The 16,115-nt window shown below is 62.4% G+C and carries 21 protein-coding genes, 1 tRNA gene and 1 pseudogene; 11 read left to right on the forward strand and 12 right to left on the reverse strand.

Translation table 11 applies throughout. From position 1 onward, the window contains the following. Positions 1 to 17: 17 nt before the first annotated feature. Genes F3H98_RS08635 through F3H98_RS08645 form a run of 3 tightly spaced genes read right to left on the reverse strand, consistent with a single transcriptional unit; the run spans position 18 to position 1,914 of the window. Positions 18 to 776 (reverse strand): DUF429 domain-containing protein, encoded by a 759-nt coding sequence (locus F3H98_RS08635; RefSeq protein WP_149759736.1) that lies wholly within the window; start codon positions 774 to 776, stop codon positions 18 to 20. Continuing rightward, positions 776 to 1,660 (reverse strand): pyridoxal kinase PdxY, encoded by an 885-nt coding sequence (gene pdxY / locus F3H98_RS08640; protein ID WP_149759737.1) that lies wholly within the window; start codon positions 1,658 to 1,660, stop codon positions 776 to 778. The genes F3H98_RS08635 and pdxY overlap by 1 nt, the downstream gene beginning before the upstream one ends. A 5-nt stretch (positions 1,661 to 1,665) precedes the next feature. Beyond that, positions 1,666 to 1,914: a hypothetical protein gene (locus F3H98_RS08645; RefSeq protein ID WP_149759738.1), complete on the reverse strand. Its 249-nt coding sequence runs from the start codon at positions 1,912 to 1,914 to the stop codon at positions 1,666 to 1,668. A 192-nt stretch (positions 1,915 to 2,106) separates the two neighbouring features. Between F3H98_RS08645 and F3H98_RS08650 the strand changes: the two genes are divergently transcribed. The 7 genes from F3H98_RS08650 to F3H98_RS08680 all read left to right on the forward strand — a co-directional run bounded on the left by F3H98_RS08650 (position 2,107) and on the right by F3H98_RS08680 (position 8,328). Next, complete coding sequence (locus F3H98_RS08650) at positions 2,107 to 2,748, forward strand: LemA family protein (RefSeq protein ID WP_149759739.1); 642 nt, start codon at positions 2,107 to 2,109, stop codon at positions 2,746 to 2,748. Positions 2,749 to 2,881: 133 nt separating this feature from the next. Next, a complete protein-coding gene (locus F3H98_RS08655; RefSeq protein WP_188130373.1) occupies positions 2,882 to 3,778 on the forward strand; it encodes a TPM domain-containing protein in 897 nt (298 codons plus the stop codon). A 9-nt stretch (positions 3,779 to 3,787) separates the two neighbouring features. Then, positions 3,788 to 4,423 (forward strand): TPM domain-containing protein, encoded by a 636-nt coding sequence (locus tag F3H98_RS08660; RefSeq protein WP_149759741.1) that lies wholly within the window; start codon positions 3,788 to 3,790, stop codon positions 4,421 to 4,423. Positions 4,424 to 4,511: 88 nt separating this feature from the next. After that, a complete protein-coding gene (locus F3H98_RS08665) occupies positions 4,512 to 5,018 on the forward strand; it encodes a GNAT family N-acetyltransferase (RefSeq protein ID WP_149759742.1) in 507 nt (168 codons plus the stop codon). A gap of 116 nt (positions 5,019 to 5,134) precedes the next feature. Continuing rightward, on the forward strand, positions 5,135 to 5,683 hold the full coding sequence (gene ppa, locus F3H98_RS08670; protein WP_149759743.1) for an inorganic diphosphatase: 549 nt from the start codon (positions 5,135 to 5,137) through the stop codon (positions 5,681 to 5,683). Positions 5,684 to 5,691: 8 nt separating this feature from the next. After that, positions 5,692 to 6,534: an AraC family transcriptional regulator gene (locus F3H98_RS08675; RefSeq protein ID WP_149759744.1), complete on the forward strand. Its 843-nt coding sequence runs from the start codon at positions 5,692 to 5,694 to the stop codon at positions 6,532 to 6,534. Positions 6,535 to 6,735: 201 nt separating this feature from the next. Beyond that, on the forward strand, positions 6,736 to 8,328 hold the full coding sequence (locus F3H98_RS08680; protein ID WP_149759745.1) for a peptide ABC transporter substrate-binding protein: 1,593 nt from the start codon (positions 6,736 to 6,738) through the stop codon (positions 8,326 to 8,328). A gap of 125 nt (positions 8,329 to 8,453) precedes the next feature. Here F3H98_RS08680 and F3H98_RS08685 read toward each other — a convergent pair whose 3' ends face one another. From F3H98_RS08685 to F3H98_RS08695, 3 genes and pseudogenes are all read right to left on the reverse strand, one after another. Beyond that, positions 8,454 to 9,053: a hypothetical protein gene (locus F3H98_RS08685; protein WP_149759746.1), complete on the reverse strand. Its 600-nt coding sequence runs from the start codon at positions 9,051 to 9,053 to the stop codon at positions 8,454 to 8,456. 102 nt (positions 9,054 to 9,155) lie between these two features. After that, a pseudogene (locus tag F3H98_RS32510) lies at positions 9,156 to 9,420 on the reverse strand (DUF167 family protein). A 54-nt stretch (positions 9,421 to 9,474) separates the two neighbouring features. Beyond that, complete coding sequence (locus F3H98_RS08695; protein WP_149759747.1) at positions 9,475 to 9,765, reverse strand: YggT family protein; 291 nt, start codon at positions 9,763 to 9,765, stop codon at positions 9,475 to 9,477. A gap of 211 nt (positions 9,766 to 9,976) precedes the next feature. On the opposite strand from F3H98_RS08695, the gene F3H98_RS08700 reads away from it, so the two are divergent. Then, a tRNA-Ala gene (locus F3H98_RS08700) sits at positions 9,977 to 10,052 on the forward strand. Between the two features lie 306 nt (positions 10,053 to 10,358). After that, positions 10,359 to 11,165, forward strand: a complete 807-nt coding sequence (gene xth / locus F3H98_RS08705; RefSeq protein ID WP_149759748.1) for an exodeoxyribonuclease III — start codon at positions 10,359 to 10,361, stop codon at positions 11,163 to 11,165. Between the two features lie 42 nt (positions 11,166 to 11,207). On the opposite strand, the gene F3H98_RS08710 is transcribed toward xth, so the two are convergent. Then, positions 11,208 to 11,660 carry a cyclic nucleotide-binding domain-containing protein gene (locus F3H98_RS08710; RefSeq protein ID WP_149759749.1) on the reverse strand — a complete coding sequence of 151 codons (453 nt, stop codon included), beginning with the start codon at positions 11,658 to 11,660 and terminating at the stop codon, positions 11,208 to 11,210. A 204-nt stretch (positions 11,661 to 11,864) separates the two neighbouring features. Beyond that, positions 11,865 to 12,548 carry a response regulator transcription factor gene (locus tag F3H98_RS08715; RefSeq protein ID WP_149759750.1) on the reverse strand — a complete coding sequence of 228 codons (684 nt, stop codon included), beginning with the start codon at positions 12,546 to 12,548 and terminating at the stop codon, positions 11,865 to 11,867. Between the two features lie 166 nt (positions 12,549 to 12,714). Here F3H98_RS08715 and F3H98_RS08720 point away from each other — a divergent pair, with 166 nt between their 5' ends. Then, positions 12,715 to 13,230, forward strand: a complete 516-nt coding sequence (locus F3H98_RS08720; protein WP_149759751.1) for a L,D-transpeptidase family protein — start codon at positions 12,715 to 12,717, stop codon at positions 13,228 to 13,230. Between the two features lie 157 nt (positions 13,231 to 13,387). Here the strand turns inward: F3H98_RS08720 and F3H98_RS08725 are convergent, their stop codons facing one another. Continuing rightward, positions 13,388 to 13,618, reverse strand: coding sequence for a DUF1127 domain-containing protein (locus F3H98_RS08725; protein ID WP_149759752.1), 231 nt, complete (start codon positions 13,616 to 13,618; stop codon positions 13,388 to 13,390). Positions 13,619 to 13,737: 119 nt separating this feature from the next. Between F3H98_RS08725 and gcvA the strand changes: the two genes are divergently transcribed. Next, on the forward strand, positions 13,738 to 14,655 hold the full coding sequence (gcvA, locus tag F3H98_RS08730) for a transcriptional regulator GcvA (RefSeq protein ID WP_149759753.1): 918 nt from the start codon (positions 13,738 to 13,740) through the stop codon (positions 14,653 to 14,655). 20 nt (positions 14,656 to 14,675) lie between these two features. On the opposite strand, the gene F3H98_RS08735 is transcribed toward gcvA, so the two are convergent. From F3H98_RS08735 to F3H98_RS08745, 3 genes are read right to left on the reverse strand one after another with little or no spacing between them, the layout of a single operon-like run. Continuing rightward, the gene (locus tag F3H98_RS08735) at positions 14,676 to 15,329 is read right to left on the reverse strand and encodes a class I SAM-dependent methyltransferase (RefSeq protein WP_149759754.1); all 654 of its coding nucleotides are present in this window, start codon (positions 15,327 to 15,329) and stop codon (positions 14,676 to 14,678) included. Between the two features lie 5 nt (positions 15,330 to 15,334). Continuing rightward, complete coding sequence (locus tag F3H98_RS08740) at positions 15,335 to 15,760, reverse strand: EVE domain-containing protein (protein WP_149759755.1); 426 nt, start codon at positions 15,758 to 15,760, stop codon at positions 15,335 to 15,337. 33 nt (positions 15,761 to 15,793) lie between these two features. Continuing rightward, on the reverse strand, positions 15,794 to 16,090 hold the full coding sequence (locus F3H98_RS08745) for a YciI-like protein (RefSeq protein WP_149759756.1): 297 nt from the start codon (positions 16,088 to 16,090) through the stop codon (positions 15,794 to 15,796). Positions 16,091 to 16,115: the final 25 nt, after the last annotated feature.

The following is a 16,115-nucleotide window of genomic DNA, read 5'->3' on the forward strand; positions in this document are numbered from 1 at the left end:
TTTTCAACTCATGGCTCCTAGGTCCAGATCGCGACCGGATTGCCGAAACTGTCGGCTCCTGGCGGATCGGGGAAACTAACAGCTTCACCCTGCGCGAAGCGCTGCGCCACCAGCATCATCGCGGCGGCATCCAGAAAATCGTCTTCGCCTGCGCCCCGCGGAGCTGGCGAAGCAAGGAATGCCCGCGAATGGCCGCATCTTGCAAGCAGCGCCTTGCGCTCCTCCATGCCGGCCGGATTGATCCTGCCCTTGATCTTTTTCGGCAACGCCATCGGCCTGCCGCCGTTCAGCTGCCGGAACGCCGCTTCCGGATGCGATTCGACGACCCTGCCGCGCAGTTCGGGTCGCGCGATCAACAGACGGTCGAGTTCGCGGATCTTGGAAAAGATGCCGAACGCCTGGATGGAGACGCCGCGCGGCGGATTCGAGGTCTCGCGGGCGATGCGGCTGGCCTCGCGATGCGCAGCATACCAGCGCTCGATCGTGGAAAACGCCTCGTCGACGGCGTAAACGGCGGCGCGCGAAGGGATGGAGAATACACTCGACTGCCGCTCGCCGAGCAGGCGCCGCACCAGTACCTCCGGCCCGCGCCCGCCATGGCGGGTGAAGTCGGGCAGCCCTATCGGCATGTCGACGGCAATGACGGCGTCGTCCGGCAACGACGCGACCAGCGCGGCGAAATGTGCGAACACCGAAGCCTCCGGTTCTCTACCCGGCGCCAGCACCACGGTGACCCAGCCGGCCTTGCAGCCGTCGACGCCGGCGATCGTCGGCATCAGGCCCGGCGATCCTTGCCCGGGTGCATGAGATGGCGCAGGTGCACCATCGCCATCGGATGCGACAGGCTCTGCGCATCGGTTTCGAGCGTCAGTTCGTCGGCGCCGCGCTTGGCGGTGCGCGCCAGGATTTCGAACACCGAGGCCGTCGTCGATTGCAGCGCCTTGGCGGCCGGCTGGCCGTCGAGCAGCCGGGCCAGGAAAACCGCCGCCGTCAGGTCGCCGAGCCCGTTGGGCGGCCGCTCGATGATGCGGTGTTCGGAAAGCAGCGCGTCCGAAGCGGTCAGAAGCAGGTTGCCGGTGCCGCCGGCCATCATCGCCGGCGCCGAGGTGACCAGCATGGTCGACGGCCCCGCGACCAGTGCCGCGGCCATCACCGACTTGATGTCGCCGAGTTCGGCGCCGGCCATCCACGCCAGTTCGTAACGGTTGGGGGTGGCGATGTCGGCGATCGGCAGCAAGGTGTCGCGCAACGCCTCCGCAATCTCCTGCGGCACGTAGAGGCCGCCCACGTCGCCCATCACGGGATCGCAGACATAGAGCGCCTTGGGGTTCTTCACCCGCACCGCGGCAACCAGCGAGGCAACCGCGGTCGCTTGCCTGGCATCGCCCAGGTAACCCGACAGCACGGCGGCCACTTCGCCCAGCCAGGGCGCCCTTTCAAGGTCGCCGAGCAGGCTGGAAAACTGTTCCGTACCCGGAACGATACGTGTTGCGCGGCCATGACCGGGGTGCCACGGCAGGATCACCGTCGGAACTGCCCAGACCGGAAAGCCAAGCGTCTCAAGCGCGAAGACAGCAGCCCGGTTGCCCACAGAACCGCGCGCCACATGGCTCGATATGACGATCACCGCGCGCGGTGTATCGGTCTGCTGCATTTCCATGAATTCTATCCGCGCATGAGAAAGACGAAAAACCAGACCACCAGACCGACGACGATCGCCATGCCTATGCCGCGGCCGATCCGGGTTCCCCAATATTCCGCCCAGTCATCCTTGTCAGCATCCTCCGCGGCTACGTGATTGCGGACGCGGGATACCGTGCGCGAAATTATCGACGACTCAAGATCGGATTCGCCCGCAGCACGGTCGAGAATGCGCCGTGATTCGGCTTCGCTGTCCTTATCCCTGCCGCTCATCTGTCTCCGTCCCCATATCTGTTAGCTTAGCCCATGGCTCCGAAAACAGGAATCGGTTTTCAGGGCGGTCGTCTGGGCCAGCAAGCCCCAGCCATGGGCAATCCGCAACGGCAACAACACGCCGCATAGCGTTTCCTTGCACGGCGAATGTGACTATGGTCGTGGCGTCGATCGTCATGCGAGGAATTACCGATGTTCGCCCAAACAGCGTCTTTGCCTTCCAGCCTGCGCGTCCTGCCGGCAGTGCTGTTCCTGATGCTTGTCCTGCCTGTTCTTTCCGCCTGCGGCTACAACACAATTCCGACGGAAGAAGAAAAGGCCAAGGCTGCTTGGAGCGAGGTGCTCAACCAGTATCAGCGCCGTGCCGACCTCATCCCCAATCTGGTGGAGACGGTGAAGGGCTATGCCAGCCATGAGAAAGAGGTGCTGGAAGGTGTGGTCGAGGCGCGCGCCAAGGCGACGCAAGTGACGGTCACCCCGGAGACGCTAAGCGATCCCAATGCTTTCAAGGCTTTCCAGGACAGCCAGGCGGGCCTGACCAGCGCCCTTTCCCGATTGCTCGCCGTGGTCGAGAACTATCCCGACCTGAAAGCCAACCAGAACTTCCTCGCGCTTCAGGCGCAACTCGAGGGCACCGAGAACCGCATCGCGGTGGCCCGGCGCGACTATATCGAGACGGTACGCGTCTACAACACAACGCTAAAGACCTTCCCGTCGATCATCTGGGCAAAACTCTGGTTTACCGATAACGAGCCGTTCCAGAATTTCACGGTCGCAGAGGACAAGATGGAGACGCCGAAGGTCGATTTCGGCGCGCCGAAGCAGGGCGGGTAGGTCCCCGCCAGCCAATTTGAGCCCGTCAACATTGCGTTTCTTCGCGCCCCCCTCTGTCCTGCCGGGCATCTCCCCCAGAGGTGGGGAGATTGGCAGCTTCGGCGCGGTCTCAGCCCTTGAAACTGGCAGAAACATGGATGACAGCCGATCTCCCTCCTTGAGGCGGAGATGTCCGGCAGGACAGAGGGGGGCAACATGGAGCGCCTGCCTTACGTTGCTCGGCGCCCTTCTCTTTGTCCTCCTCCTTCCCCTCGCCGCGCTTGCCGCCGAACTGCCGGCCCTTACCGGCCGCGTGGTCGACAATGCCGGCATGATCGACCCGGCGACGAAAGCCGAACTCACCCGGAAACTGCAGGCCTTCGAGCAGAAATCCTCCGACCAGATCGTCGTCGCCACGATTCCCAGCCTCGATGGCGAGCCGCTGGAAGACTATGCCAACCGCCTGTTCAGGGCATGGAAACTCGGTCAGGCCGGCGAAGACAACGGCGTCCTGCTGCTGGTCGCGAAGAACGACCGCAAGATGCGCATCGAGGTCGGCTACGGGCTCGAAGGCACGCTGACCGATCTGCACACCAAGCTGATCATCGAAAACACGATGGTGCCGGCCTTCCGCGCCGGCGACTTTTCGGCTGGCATATCGGGCGCCGTCGACGACATGGTCATGGTGCTGGAAGGCAACGCCGCCGAACTCGAAGCGCGCGCCAAACGCAACGAACGGCAGGAAAGCGATGGCATCCCGGTCGAGGTCGTCATTTTCCTTGTGATCTGGGGCACCATCTTCTTCGGCGGCTTCGCCATGGCGATCCTGCCGCCGATCTTCGGCCGCAAGATCGGCCCCGGCCGCTATCGCTGGCTGGGCATGGATTTCAGCTACAACTCCGGTTCAGGCCGTTCGTCAGGCGGCTGGGGCGGCGGCGGTGGTGGCTGGTCATCGGGGGGCGGTGGTTGGTCATCCGGCAGCAGTGGCGGCGGCGGGTTTTCGGGTGGTGGCGGTTCGTCCGGCGGCGGCGGCTCGTCGGGAAGCTGGTAGGGGAGAGCGATGACCGAAACCTTGTCGCCAGACGAACACGCCCGTGTCACCGAAGCGATTCGCAACGCCGAGGACAAGACCGCCGGCGAGATCTACTGTGTCGTTGCCCGATCCAGCGACAGCTACTTCTTCCCCGCGGCTTTCATGCTGGCGCTCGCCATGCTGGCCGTCGGCCTGGTTATCGCCTTCCTGCTCGAATACTGGTGGTACGACCTGAAGATGCACGTCTTTGTCGCAGCGCAATTGCTGGCCTTCGCCACCGCGCTTCTGGTGCTGTTCCTGTTTCCGCGGCTGCGCATCTGGCTGGTGCCGCGTCGGCTGAAATACCGTCATGCGCATGCCAACGCGGTGAAGCAGTTCCTCGCCCGCAATGTCCACATCACCACCGCGCGTACCGGCGTTCTGCTTTTCGTTTCGTTGGCGGAACGATATGCCGAGATCGTGGCGGACGCCGGCATCAACCAGAAAGTCCCGCAGGAAACCTGGGACGGCGTGGTAACGCAACTTGTCGAAGGTGCGCGCGAAGGCCGGCTGGCCGACGGCTTCGTCGGGGCCATCGAAACGGTCGGCGTCCTCCTTTCGACGCATTTTCCCGTCGGCGAAGACGACATCAACGAACTGGACGATCATCTGGTCGAGATCTGACCCCCGTTTTGTCGCTTGTGCGAAAGGTTGACTGCTACTCTTGGTCGTCTTGCGCTTTGGCTGCCGACGCAGCTATGGTTAACAAATCATGACCACGCTGACGGTAGATATTCGCAAGGCTGAACCGAGGGACGCGGACGCAATCGCCGACGTGCACCACGAAGCGTGGCGAGGCGCCTATGCCGGCATTATTCCGCACCGGGCCCTGAACGCGATGATAAACCGGCGGGGCCGTGACTGGTGGGCGCAGGCGATTCGCCGCGCCGCCTCCGTGCTGGTGGTCGAGGTGGGGGGCAAGGTCGCCGGCTATGCCACGCTTGGCCGCAACCGGGCCCGCGAGCTTCCCCAGCAGGGCGAAATCTACGAACTCTACCTGCGTCCCGAGTGCCAGGGCATCGGGCTCGGCAGCCGCCTGTTTTCGGCGGCGCGTGAAAAGCTTGCCTCGCACGGATTGCGGGGCATGGTCGTCTGGGCGCTCGAGGAAAACTCCAACGCGATCGACTTCTACGCCGGCGCAGGCGGCCGCGATGTCGCCGAAGGCGTCGAGGTGTTCGACCAGAAGGCGCTGCGTAAGGTCGCCTTCGTCTGGGATTGATCCCTCCAATTCCTGAGTCTTCCTGTATTCATCCGTGAAGAGCCAATGTTGCGTCGCCATTGCGCGCGGCGCGGCATATCGCTATTCGGTGCTCCACCACATCAAGGAAACCATTTATGCGCATCGACGCCATCGCCACCGGCAAGAATCCGCCCGAAGACGTCAACGTCATCATCGAAGTGCCAATCGGCGGCGAGCCGATCAAATACGAGATGGACAAGGAAGCCGGCACGCTGTTCGTCGACCGCTTCCTGCACACCTCGATGCGCTATCCCGGCAATTACGGCTTCGTGCCGCACACGCTTTCGGGCGACGGCGATCCGGTCGACGTGCTGGTCTGCAACACCCGGGCGCTGGTTCCCGGCTGTGTCATCAATGTGCGGCCGATCGGCGTGCTGATCATGGAAGACAACGCCGGCCAGGACGAGAAAATCATCGCCGTACCCTCGCCCAAGCTGACGCTGCGCTACGAGAACGTCACCGAATACACCCACCTGCCCGAGATCACCCGCCAGCAGGTTGAGCATTTCTTCGCGCATTATAAGGATCTGGAGCCCGGCAAGTGGGTCAAGATCGAGGGCTGGCATGATGCCGCCGTCGCCAAGCGCATGATCGTCGAGGGCATCGAGCGCTCGAAGAATGCCAGGGCACAAGCCAAAAGCTGAATGGTGAGATGGACTGGGCACCATTCACGCCTCAGACCATCAAGCGCAGCTGGCCGGGACTGCGTGTCGGCTTCTACCTGTTGCCGCCTTTTGACGGTCTGGAAGCCACCCAGCCCGATAGCATCGAAGTCATCTTTTCCGGGCATCGCAACGCCGCGGTCGAGTTCGGCAAGCGGTTGTGCGAGATCGCTGTGGCGCCGGGCACAGCGCTGGTGCGCGGCGCCGAGCCCATCAATTGGCTGCGGGTCGGCGAATACAGCGATTCCATCGTCATGTATCCCGACATTTCGCTGCTGCAGAAACTGGCGGGCGAGGCCCATGCCGGCCCGATCGAGCTCGAACCCATCGTGCTCGACCACGACCCGGTCATGCTGGGCGTCGCCCATATCATGCGACGCGCCTGCACGGCCGATCTGCACATATCCGACATGGAAGCCAGTTGCCTGGCGCATCTCCTCATCCGCCGCCTGCTCGCCAGGCAATACGGCATCGACGTCCAGGACGCGCACCTGCCGGCGACCCGCATGGACAGCCGCGCCCTTGACGCCATCGGCGAATACATCGAGGAAAACCTGCGTGGCCGCATCGCCTTGGAGGATCTGGCGGCGATCGCCCGGTTGAGCCCGTTCCACTTTGCCCGCTGCTTCAAGGCGACCACCGGTCTTGCGCCCTATCAGTATGTCATCGCCCGCCGCATCGATCTTGCCAGGCGGCTTCTGATGACGTCGACAATGACGGTCGCCGAGATCGGCTGGGCCATCGGCTTTGAAAACATCAGCCATTTTCGTCGCCAGTTCGCAGCGCATTTCGGCATCGTGCCGAGCCAGCTCAGGCATGCGATGGCGCTCTGAGAAGCCGCTGCAACCTGAGCAAGATTCGACCCCCCAAACGCGAAAATCCAGTGTAAGGTCCGGGCCATCAACATTCACAGCAGATGGTCTTCAGCCGCCGCTTCGTGTCCCGCAATCAACGTGGAACTTCGAACAGGCGGCGCATTGGCGCGTGGATGATGTCGCGGCCCGGAATCAGCCGGGCCAGATGGGAGAAGAAAGATGCTGCATAAATTCCTGAGTGCGACCATGCTCGCGACGAGCCTGGTCGTGGCGGGCGGCGCCTTCATGACACCGGCCTTTGCCGAAGTGGTCTACAACCGCGGCAACGACGCCGACCCGGAAACGCTCGACCCGCACAAGACCTCCACTGTTGCTGAGGCCAACATCATACGCGACCTGTTCGAAGGCCTTGTGGCGCAGGATGCGAAGGCCGAGCTCATCCCGGGGGCTGCCGAAAGCTGGACTGTTTCCGACGACGGCACCGTCTACACCTTCAAGCTGCGCCAGGGTGCGACCTGGTCCGACGGCACGCCGGTCACCGCCGACGATTTCGTCTATTCGTTCCGCCGCCTGCTCGATCCGGCAACCGCGGCCCAGTATGCCTCCATGCTCTATGTGGTGAAGAACGGCGAAGCGCTGAACACCGGCAAGGCAAAGCCCGAGGATATCGGGGCAAAGGCAATCGACCCGTCGACCTTCGAGGTCACGCTCAATGCGCCGACCCCCTATTTTCTCGAAATGCTGACCCATCAGGCAACCTTCCCGGTCAGCAAGGCTTCGGTGGAAAAGCTCGGCGCCGAATGGGTGAAGCCCGGCAATATGGTCTCGAACGGTGCCTATACATTGGCTGCCTTCGTGCCGAACGATCATATCCAGCTGGTCAAGAACCCGAAATTCCACGATGCCGCCAACGTCAAGATCGACAAGGTCAACTTCATCCCGACCGAGGACCGTTCGACCGCGATGAAACGCTTCGAGGCCGGCGAGCTCGACAGCAATTTCGACGTGCCGACCGAGCAGCTCGCCGATCTCAAGGTGAAGTTCGGCGACCAGCTCAAGATCGGGCCGTATCTCGGCACCTACTATTTCGCCATCAAGACCGACAAGGAGCCATGGACGAATCCCAAGCTCCGCTACGCCATCTCGATGGCCATCGACCGCGACTTCCTGGCCGAGAAAGTGTGGCAGGGCACGATGCTGCCGGCCTATTCGATGGTGCCGCCCGGCATCGCCGGCTATACGGCGGCGGCAGCCGATTTCGCCGACAAATCGCAGATCGACCGCGAGGAAGAAGCGGCAAAGCTCCTGGCGGAGTTGGGCTATGGCCCGGACAAGCCGCTGAAGCTGGAAATCCGCTACAACACCGGTGAAAACCACAAGAACACCGGCGTTGCGGTGCAGGAGCAGCTGCGGCCGCTCGGCATCGAGGTCAGCCTGCTCAATGTCGACGGCAAGACGCACTATTCCTACCTGCAGGAAAAGGGCGACTACGATTTCGCCCGCGCGGCCTGGATCGCCGACTACAAGGACCCGGAAAACTTCCTCGGCATCTCGCGCAAGGCGAGTGGCATCAACTACTCCAACTATGACAGCCCGAAATTCGAGGAAGCGATGAACCTGGCGGCCGCTTCGGCGAGCAAGCCGGAGGAGCGCATGAAGCATCTCTCCGACGCCGAGCGCATCCTGATCGACGATGTCGGGCAGATTCCGCTGCTTTACTACAGCTACAAGAACCTCGTGTCGCCGAAGCTGCACGGCTATGAAGCCAACGTGATGGACGTGCACCCGACACGCTTCATGAGCAAGGACTGACACGCACGAGAAAATCGCCGCCGCTTCCGCTCCAGAGCATGATCCCGAAAAGTGGAAACTGGTTTTTCGGAAAAGATCATGCTCCAACAAGAGATCGGAGCGGCGGCTTTTTCGTGCCCAGCGGATCAGTCGCTCTCGGTGCGGACAAATTCCGGCAGCGCGACCTCTCCGCCCACCAGCACGCGCTCGTCGGCGCCGCAGGCAAATGTCCTCGTCTGCTCGTCGGCGATTCTCTGCGCGGTCTCGTTGGCCTTCGGATTGCCGGTGGCCACCACCAGCCCAACCACGCAGCCGTCGCGCTCCGACATCTGCGCCACCTTCGAGACCACCAGCACCTCGATCTTCTTCTCCGGGTCCTCGCTGCTGGCGACCGACCAGCGATGAATGGTAGCGAATGGCATCATGACATCGCCATCGGTATCGACGCGCCACTCGATTTTCGGGCCGGCGGAATTGAACCCGACAAAACTTTCCCACGGCAACTCGCCCGCCGGCGCGAAGCCGTAGAAGACCGATTCCCGCGCGTCGTCATAGGCAAGCAGCACCGGATAGCCCTTGTAGCCGGCGCAGGCGAGGTCGGCCCAGTCGCCGTCGCCATCCTTGGCGGCTGCATAGGTCACGCAATCCTTGTCGGCAGCCAGATCGGTATAGACGCTGGAAATCTCGCCGCCACGGGCAGCGGCGGTGAGACCGGCCACGGCAAGCACGATCAGGAATCCGCGCATCGGTTGCCTCCGTTGGATCGAGGCAAATCCTAGAGCATTTTGCAGCCAGGTGGAATCACCTGGCGTCCGCATAAATGCGGCAAAACAAATAGTTAGAGTGCGCTAGCCGCCAATAAGGTCCGCGATCTTGGCGGCGAGCTCTTGCGCATCGCCGTTGAGATGCAGCGTCTTTAGCCGCGATGCGTCGCCGCAGACCAGCGCGCGACATCGCGCTTCGGCAGGCCGAGCCATCTGGCGATAAGCTTTTCAAGCGCAGCGTTGGCGGCGCCGTTTTCCGGCACGGCGCGGACGCGGGCCTTCAGATGGCGTGAGCCTCGGCAGCGGTCCCGATGCCTTCAACGGCATCGCTGGAGGATTTCGGCGTCAGCCGGACATAGACATCCGCGGCGAGGCCGGAAGAACCGGTCCGCCGGCATCTCCGTCAGAGGACGGCGGGCGCGATGGTGTTGAGGATGAACTGCCGGATGAAGAAAATGATCAGCAGCAGGATGATCGGCGAAATGTCGATGCCGCCGAGATCCGGCAGCAGGCGCCGGATCGGCCGCAAAGCCGGTTCGGTGACGCGAAAGAGCGAGTTGCCGATCGTCATCACCACCTGGTTGCGCGGATTGACGACGTTGAATGCGTAAAGCCAGGAAAAGATCGCCGATATGATGATCAGCCACCAGTAGATGTCGAGCGCCAGAACGAGTGTCTGGATAAGAGCGAGCATGCCGGTCTCCTTTAGAGCGCCGCGCGTCCCCTGCCGCGCAAAGGGACGCTCTAACATTGGAATCGACGCATCGATTCCAGCTATCGGCCGATGCGTTGGTCCCGCGACATGTAGCCAACGCCCGGCGCTGCGGCAAGGGCTGTGGCATCTCGTGCGTCTTCTGCTTGACAGGCTGGGGCGGCCCACACTAAATGCGCCGCATCCGTTGGACGGGGCTGTAGCTCAGCTGGGAGAGCGCGTCGTTCGCAATGACGAGGTCAGGAGTTCGATCCTCCTCAGCTCCACCAACGGATCGACCCTTCCCCGATATTAAAAGCACGTGCCAATAGCGCCGATGCTTTTCGCCCCCCGGGAATCGCATCGGCGCCAAGCCACCCGGCCAGAAGCATTGGGTGACCGCGGTCATAATACACTTGTTAGTGGAATGTAGAAGGGAGCCGGCTAACAATCTTTTGACGAGAAAGATCCATGATTCCTCGTATTGCGTGTGCCCGAGCCGCCAGTCCGCACCGCAACGGCGCCCAACCGCGCCTTGTCTTTGATGCCTGGGGCTGTCAGTTTCCCGACGCGATTCTTGTCCGGATTTTCTCCCCATGCCGTTTTCCATTGCCACCTGGAACATCAACTCCGTGCGCCTCAGGCTGCCGATCGTCGAGAGGCTGCTCGCTGAGCAATCGCCGGACGTGCTTTGCCTGCAGGAAACCAAATGTCCGGACGAGCTGTTTCCTGCGGAGGCCTTCCACAAGCTCGGCTACGAACACGTCGCATTCGCCGGCCAGAAGGGATACCACGGTGTGGCCACCATTGCGCGCCGGCCACTGGAGGTTTTCGAGCGGCGGCGCTTCTGCAAGATGGAGGACAGCCGCCACATCTCGACCCGCATCGAGGCCGGCGGCAAGTCGATCCTGCTGCACAATTTTTATGTGCCGGCGGGCGGCGACGAACCCGATCCGGAGCGAAACTGGAAATTCCGCCACAAGCTCGACTTCGTGCAGGAAATGAACGAAGTCCGCGCCGAATGGAGCGACAGTTCGGCTTCGGTGCTGGTTGGCGACTTGAACATCGCGCCGCTGGAAAACGACGTCTGGTCGCACAAGCAATTGCTGAAGGTGGTCAGCCACACACCGGTCGAGACCGAAAATTTCGAGGCGATGCGCAAGGCAGGCAACTGGGTCGACCTGATGCGGCATGTCGTGCCGGCCGACCAGAAAATCTACACATGGTGGAGCTACCGCGCCGCCGACTGGGAACTGTCGGATCGCGGACGCCGCCTCGACCATATTTGGTCGTCACAGAACATTGTCGGCGATCTCAAGGGCATTGAGGTGCTGCGTGCCGCCCGGGGCTGGGAACGCCCTTCGGATCACGTCCCGGTAATTGCTAGGTTCGGGTGGGAGTAGAGAAGAGAGAGTAGCGAGTAGTAGGCATTTCACTATTCACTCTCACGAAAATTTCGGCGACAGCTTTTCGATGCTCTCGACCAGCCTGACCAGGTCGTTCGAGACGCGCCGATGCAGCGCGATCGCCACGTCCGGATATTCCTCGAGTATGCGGCGGAAGAGCTTGCGGTTGAGCCGCATCACCTCGGCGTCGGTCTCGGCATAGGCGCCGGTCAGCCGGTCGGTGTCGGAGATCAGCGCCATTTCGCCGAGCAGCGCTCCAGGGCCCACGGTGGTGATTACAGTGCGCTCGCCGTCGCGGTCGCGGTAAAGGCTGATGCTGCCCCGCGCCACGACGTATGCCCCATCGGCCCGCACCCCCTCCGGGTAAAGCTCGCGGCCGGCCGCCAGCCGGACGCTCTCCGCCCCGAAGGCCAGCAGGCGCAATTGCTCCTGGGTGAATCCCTCGAACAGGTCCACGCCGGCCAGCACGCGGATATCGTCATCCAGCGACATGGATCTCGGCTCTGGCCTGTTCGGGACGCCGCAAATGCGCAAGCGCCGCGTGATCACGCCCGGCCGTTACGTGCCGGCGGGCGCACGACCCTCGATTTCCATCGGTCGGAACGGCGCGCGAAAAGGCGCGGATCATTGGCAGGCGTCCCCGGTTTATGATGCTGGCTCCTCCCTCGGAATGCGGCCCACCCTCCGCAAATCAGTTTATGGAACCAGTTTGTATCCGCCGCTTTCTGTCACAAGAATTTCCGCATTGGAAGGATCGCGTTCGATCTTCTGCCGTAAGCGGTAAACATGGGTTTCGAGCGTGTGCGTGGTGACCCCGGAGTTGTAACCCCACACTTCCTCCAGAAGCACGTCTCGGGTGATCACCTTCTGGTCGGCCCGATACAGATACTTGATGATCGAGGCCTCCTTCTCGGTCAGCCGCACCTTGCCGCCGCGCTGGTCGATCAGCAGCTTCTGGCTTGGCTTGAACGTGTACGGCCCCACCGAAAACGTCGCATCCTCGCTCTGCTCGTGCTGGCGCAACTGGGCGCGGATGCGGGCGAGCAGCACGGCGAAGCGGAAGGGCTTCGTCACATAATCGTTGGCGCCGGCTTCGAGGCCGAGGATCGTGTCGGAATCGGTGTCGTGGCCTGTCAGCATGATGATCGGCGCCTTGTAGCCGCCCTTGCGCAGGATTTTCACCGCCTCGCGACCATCCATGTCCGGTAAGCCCACATCCATGATCAGCAGATCGATCAGGCCGCCCCTCGCCGCAGCGACCCCTTTTGCCGCAGTCGTTTCCTGCAGGACGTCAAACTCTTCGTAAAGGGACAGTTGCTCGACCAGGGTGGTGCGCAGATCGTCGTCGTCATCGACCAGCAGGATCGTCCGTGATGTCATGTCTCAATCCGTTGTTTCAAAAGAAAAATACAGTTGACCCGCCCCCGTTTATGCGGAACGTGACCGGCGGTACAGCCAATCACGGTGATTTGCTTTGGCGATCGGATCATACTCCAAAAAACGTGAGCGCAATGGGGCGCAGGCAAAAAACCGGAACGGTATTGGATTGCTGACGGTGCGGGCGCGGCCCGGCCACCCTTCGCAAGGGCTAATGAATGTCGCAGGCACGGTGTTTCCATGCGCGCTCGGGCGCGGCGGCATCACCGCCAACAAGCGCGAGGGCGACGGCGGCACTCCGCTCGGCGCCATGCGCATTCTGTCTGGCTATTTTCGCGCCGACCATTTTATAGGAGCGCGGCGCACCAGGCTCGCCATGGCGCCGATCTCGGCGACGCTCGGCTGGTGCGAGGTGCCCAACGACCGCAACTACAACCGCCCCGTCGCCATACCTTACGGCGCCAGCCACGAACGCATGCTGCGCGAAGACCGGCTTTACGATGCCTGTATCGTGCTCGACTGGAACATTTCGCCGCGCCGGCGGGGCCGCGGCAGCGCCATCTTCTTTCACCTGGCGCGCGAGGGATGCACACCGACGCAAGGCTGCGTGGCAGTCAGCGTCGCCGTAATGCGCCGCCTGCTGCCCAGACTTTCCGGGCAGAGCGTGCTTTGCGTCATGCGGTGATTTTTTCGGCCCTGGAAACCTTGGCCAAGGCTTCATCCGCCAACGATTGGATTGACCACCACGACAAAGCCACTGTCGCCCCGGCGGTTGCCGCCGGGGCGCTGGATTTAGTGGAACGGGCCCCGTGTGGCGGCGGCCCTTCGGGCCGATCCGTCCTTCACAGCCGCGAGCGGAATTCATCCAACCGCAATTTGCCGATCTCGCGGTCGACAATCGCCGCGATGTCGCGGCGGCGGATACCGATGTCACGCAGTTCGCGGTCGTCGAGGCGGTACAGGTCGTCCACCGCCTGGCGCCTCTTTTCGCGTTTATGGAAGAAATCCACGATCCAGGCGAAAAGCGACGGTGCCGGCTTGGCCTGGAGGTTGATGTCGGTGCAGTAGGTCATGGTCTTTGCCTTTAAAAAGAATTTGAAGCTTAAGACAGAGTTCAAAACTACTGCATTGAATGGCTACGCAAAAACGAGTAGTTTTCACTGCATCGAATACTTTTATTTGAAGATAACCCATGCTTCGCATCCCCGGCACGCGCGCCCTGCAGGCCTTTGAGGCTGCGGGCCGTCACCTGAACTTCACGCGTGCCGCCAATGAGCTGCACCTGACGCCGGCTGCGATCAGCCATCAGATCAAGGAATTCGAGGATCAGTTGGGCGTCGAACTGTTCCACCGAACCAGCCGCACCATGCGGCTGACGGCATCCGGCGAGGTGTTGTACGAGGCTACGATCGAGGCGCTTGCCGGTCTGACACACGCGGTTTCGCGGGCCCGCAAATTGACGCGCGGTTCATCGCTGCTGAAGGTTACGGTCCCCGCGGAGTTTGCTGCCAAGTGGCTGATGCGGCGTATCGACGGCTTCAAACTGGCCTGGCCGGACATCGAGCTCCGCTTCGACATTTCCAATGAAATGCGCGATCTGGAAGTTGACGACGTGGATGTCGCCATCCGGTTTGGCTCCGGCAAATACCCCGGCCTCCACGTCGACCGGCTGTTCGACAATGTCGTCATCCCGGTGTGCAGCCCCCGGCTGCTGAAATCCGGACCACCGATGACCGGGCCGCGCGATCTGTTCCGGCACACGCTTGCCCATATCGAATGGTCCCGCCAGGGCGTGACCTGGCCGAACTGGCGCATGTGGATGGCGGCTGCCGGCGTCGACGATTTCGACGACAGCCGCACGCTGGTTTTCAACACCTCGAACGACGCCTTGCAGGCCGCGATTGACGGGTCTGCGGTGACGCTCGCCGATTTCGCCATGGTGGCCAACGATCTCTCCGAGGGCCGGCTGGTGCGCCCGTTCGAACTCGGCATCAAGGTTGCCCGGGAGTTCGCCTATTTCCTGGTCTACCCGGAAAGTATGGCCGACGATCCCCGCATCATAGCCTTCCGGACCTGGATCCTTGAGGAAGCGGCAAAGACGCTGGTCTGAGAGAGGTGGGCGTTAACGGATCAGGCGAAACGCCACACGGTGGTGCGTTTCACTTCCGCATCTTCCAGGGCGCGGGTAACCGGCACCTCATAGACAGCCATCGCGGTCAGACGCTGCCGGGGCAGGTACGACCGTCCGGGGTCGCCTACGAGGATATAGGCGCCGCGTTTTGCCAGCCGTTCGAACCACGGTGTGAGACGCTCGGCAAACGGCTTTTCATAAAAGACATCGCCGGCAAGAACGACGTCCCAGCCGCCGTCGGTATCGATTTGGTCGGCAGCGGTGAAATCCAGCTGAACGCCATTGGCTTTCGCATTGAGGGCGATGGCCGCCGCGCAGAACGGGTCGATATCGGCCGCCAGCATCGAGGCCGCGCCGGACTTGGCCGCGGCGATGCCGACCAGACCCGAACCGGAGGCGAAATCCAGGACACGCTTGCCGCGCACGTTCGAAGGATTGTCGAGGACATAGCGCGCCAATCCCTGACCGCCGGCCCAGGCAAAGGCCCAGAAGGGCGGCGGCAGGCCGATTTCTTCGAGTTCTTCCTCAGTCTTCTGCCAAAGGCCGTGGGCCTCGTCGGCAAGATGCAACCGGATTTCGGGCACGTGCGGCGGCGACATCACAGCCGTGTTTTCGAGGATGAATTTTTCCGCGCCTTCCGGCGAAATCCTCATTCCGCTCAGGGCGCCGGGTCAAGGCCACCCATGCGGCAGACCTCTTTCCACTCGGCCGGCGTCACCGGCTGGACGGAGAGCCGCCCAAGCCGCACCAGCGCCATCTCGGAGAGCTTCGGGTTTGCCTTGACCTGTTCAAGCGTCGGCGGGTTCGGCACATCGCGCACGGCGCGGATATCGACGCACTCCCAGCGCGGGTCATCGGTGGTGGAATCGGGATGGGCAAGCGCGCAGACCTCGGCGATGCCGACGATGTCGAGCCCCTCGTTGGAATGATAGAAGAAGCCGAGATCGCCGATCTGCATGGCGCGCATATTGTTGCGGGCGGCATAGTTGCGCACCCCGTCCCACTCGGCGCCTGCTTTTCCTTTGGCCTTCAGCATCTCGAAGGAGAATTTGAACGGTTCGGATTTGAACAGCCAGTAGTTCATGCGAAATCCTTCCAAAGCAGGCCTGTCGCCGGTTTAGCCGTTTGCCGGATTGTTGAAAACCCAGTTCCACGGACGGATATCGACCGAAGCGAACAGTCCGGCCTTGGCGTAAGGATCAGCATCGGCCAGCGCCTTGGCCGCCGCCTGATCGGCGGCTTCGATCACCACCAGGCTGCCGTTCGGCTTGGCGTCGGCGTCGAGAAAGGGGCCGGCGAATTTCAGTGTGCCCTTTGCGTTGAGATCGTTGAGGAAGGCGACATGGTCGGGCCGGGCGCCGAGCCGCACCTGCAGGTGGCCAGGCTTGTCGTTGCAGATGAGCGCAAAGAGCATTGTGGAAATCCTTTCCGAAATGACC

It is taken from the genome of Neomesorhizobium albiziae, assembly GCF_900114255.1.
In the GTDB taxonomy this organism is placed as follows: Bacteria; Pseudomonadota; Alphaproteobacteria; order Rhizobiales; family Rhizobiaceae; genus Neomesorhizobium; species Neomesorhizobium albiziae.